Source organism: Siminovitchia sediminis, assembly GCF_042680885.1.
GTDB lineage: Bacteria > Bacillota > Bacilli > Bacillales > Bacillaceae_C > Siminovitchia > Siminovitchia sediminis.
Map to the genome: position 1 here is coordinate 1 of NZ_JBHUEO010000082.1, position 2,470 is coordinate 2,470.

Below are 2,470 nucleotides of genomic sequence, written 5' to 3' on the forward strand. Positions count from 1 at the left end.
AATCCGATTTTCGCACTTTGAACCTCAGTTTCGCGCTTTGAACCCGGAATTCGCACTTTGAATCCGATTTTCGCACTTTGAATCCGATTTTCGCACCTTGAATCCGATTTTCGCACCTTGAATCCAGTTTTCGCGCTTTGAACCCGGAATTCGCGCTTTGAACCCGGAATTCGCACCTTGAATCCAGTTTTCGCACTTTGAATCCGATTTTCGCACTTTGAACCTCAGTTTCGCGCTTTGAACCCGGATTTCGCACACCATCAGTTGCGCACCTCGAATCCCCGATTTTACACAAAACCGCAGTTTCACACCTATCATCGTGCTACTCCCAAATTTCCGAGGGGACTAAATGTCAATCAGCACGTCAAGGGTATGTAAAACATGTTCCAAGAAAGGCGCGATTTCTCCCATGTTATCTTCACTGATTTTCGTTTTAAATTGCAGTTCTATTTTATTCATGTACCCCTCAGCTTCTTCCCCGTAAACAAAACTTAATTTTTGCTTCACGTGGACATCTGCTTCCCATATACGCCCTAATGCCTGCTCAATCTGCGGGCATTGTATCGATGGATCCACAACCCTTTTATAAAATCGCAATATGAGCGAACAGCCATGTACCGCCGACGAAAATTCCAGTATTTCCCCTGCCAAGTCTTCCAGGGACGCGGCCAGCATCACCTCTGCGGTAACATCCGGCTGGCCGGCAAGCTGAAAAAATACGGATAACTCTCTTGATAAAACCGCATAGTCCGTACGGTCTGACCGATGAACAATCGTAATCCGTCCATCAAGATTATCCAAATCATATAAATGATTTTCAAAAGCTACTTTTAAATTTTCAAAATGCGTTGGATCAAACATTCGCCTCTCCTTTTTCATGAACCTGAACTGAACATCGGGACCTTATGTCCTCCGCTCTCCTATGTACCGTACCTAAACCTTTTCCCATTTATTTTGAATTTCGAAAAACTTCCCACCCTAGCCGGTACTCCTTTATCCAATTTTTTATCAATTATTCCAGAATTTCAATGAATTTGCTGTCACTCATTTGCAGAACGTGAATTTCATGCCATGCTGCCGGATGGGTGTATGTATGGGGAATGGGAAGTGTATCAGCAAGAGCTTTTCATGGGCATCTATCGGCTGACATGGGATGCCGGTCCGGATCCCGATGTCATTCTCTTGGTTTCTGCTGTTGATAGCCGTTTTGAGCAGTGCCGCTGGATTTAAAACCTGATTCCCAAGTCTTTCCCTGTAATCATACCTCAAACGTGAGAGCATAAACGAAACGCCGGATTAGCAAAAACTGAAGGCTCCCATTCAAACACGCACTTCCGGCAAAAACTTGAAATCCGCAAAAACCTTTCTTCCGTACCGATCTATGTATCCTATGATTCTCTTGTCCCGTACTTTGTTCAAGCGATCCTATTCAGTTGTACAGGCATTCTGTCGTTTAGTTTCATTCATTTCAGAGCCCTCGTCAAATGTTTGGATAAACAAGCCGTCCCCTTCCAGCCATTCGGCAAAGAATACATGACGGTAATCATCCACTCCCTTGCTTTTTAACTGTAAAACAAGCCAATCTTCATCTTTCCCGATCTCAAACAGCTCGTTGCGCAATAACTCTCCGTCACGGATCAAGGTTACGGGGACATACACAGCCTGTGGCGGAAGGTTTAAGTCTTCCTGCTGGACTTTTTGCTTCGGAGATTTTTTTAAGATACTGAGAGAACCATTGGCTTCCAAGTAACAATATGCTACTTCACGGATGGAAAAAGTCTCCGACTGCCGCAGTAAACTTTGAAGCTGGTTAATGTTCATCCGATTCTTTTTTAACTGTTCTCTGTTTACTACGCCATTCCGAATTAAAAGTGATGGTTTCCCTTCGAATAACAGACGAGCTTTTAAAAATTTCTGGCCCAATACTTCCAGAGTAAATAACAGGAGAGCCCAGAACCCCATGGAATACACAATATATTGCAAGCCGATTTTCTCATCATACAGAGCATTGCCCAGCAATTCCCCCAGTACCACCGCTCCAATAAACGTAAAAGGGGTAATTTGCTTAATCAGCTTTTTCCCCAAAATTTTTACCAATAAAAAAAGTAAAACAAAGCCGGTCATTAATTCAATGGTGATTTGTAAAAAACTCATTGCATTCCAGCCCCATTCATTCAAGCATTAATAACAATGTATCCATATTGAATGAAATTCATAAGAATACCCGGCGCAGGGGCAATGTAAACAATCAGGGCCCTGCCATGATCCAGGGATCGGCTGCAGCTGCCCGGGATTACGGTTCACATTAACCAATTGCAAACGAAACCCTCCTGAGATCAGGAGGGTCAGCTTGTAGAGAAAGTATATGTTTTTTTCTCTACAGGCTTTTTTATTTTACATTTAGACGACTTGTATCTAGATTTTTGTGTTTTTATTTTTAAGAAAAAGATTCCCATCCACCTAGACCTGT

Annotated in this window: 4 protein-coding genes; 1 reads left to right on the forward strand and 3 read right to left on the reverse strand. The window is 42.9% G+C overall.

What is annotated here, in order from left to right; translation table 11 throughout:
• Positions 1 to 24 precede the first annotated feature (24 nt).
• Positions 25 to 318, reverse strand: coding sequence for a hypothetical protein (locus tag ACFSCZ_RS17185; RefSeq protein WP_380775647.1), 294 nt, complete (start codon positions 316 to 318; stop codon positions 25 to 27).
• A 27-nt stretch (positions 319 to 345) separates the two neighbouring features.
• The gene (locus ACFSCZ_RS17190; RefSeq protein WP_380775649.1) at positions 346 to 861 is read right to left on the reverse strand and encodes a hypothetical protein; all 516 of its coding nucleotides are present in this window, start codon (positions 859 to 861) and stop codon (positions 346 to 348) included.
• A 228-nt stretch (positions 862 to 1,089) separates the two neighbouring features.
• Here ACFSCZ_RS17190 and ACFSCZ_RS17195 point away from each other — a divergent pair, with 228 nt between their 5' ends.
• A complete protein-coding gene (locus tag ACFSCZ_RS17195) occupies positions 1,090 to 1,230 on the forward strand; it encodes a hypothetical protein (RefSeq protein WP_380775651.1) in 141 nt (46 codons plus the stop codon).
• A 195-nt stretch (positions 1,231 to 1,425) separates the two neighbouring features.
• On the opposite strand, the gene ACFSCZ_RS17200 is transcribed toward ACFSCZ_RS17195, so the two are convergent.
• Complete coding sequence (locus tag ACFSCZ_RS17200; RefSeq protein WP_380775653.1) at positions 1,426 to 2,154, reverse strand: DUF421 domain-containing protein; 729 nt, start codon at positions 2,152 to 2,154, stop codon at positions 1,426 to 1,428.
• Positions 2,155 to 2,470 lie beyond the last annotated feature (316 nt).

Coding starts and splice junctions, on each gene's coding strand:
- ACFSCZ_RS17185 (WP_380775647.1), bottom strand. CDS start 318: ATGATAGGTGTGAAACTGCGGTTTTGTGTAAAATCGGGGATTCGAGGT.
- ACFSCZ_RS17190 (WP_380775649.1), bottom strand. CDS start 861: ATGTTTGATCCAACGCATTTTGAAAATTTAAAAGTAGCTTTTGAAAAT.
- ACFSCZ_RS17195 (WP_380775651.1), top strand. CDS start 1,090: ATGTATGGGGAATGGGAAGTGTATCAGCAAGAGCTTTTCATGGGCATC.
- ACFSCZ_RS17200 (WP_380775653.1), bottom strand. CDS start 2,154: ATGAGTTTTTTACAAATCACCATTGAATTAATGACCGGCTTTGTTTTA.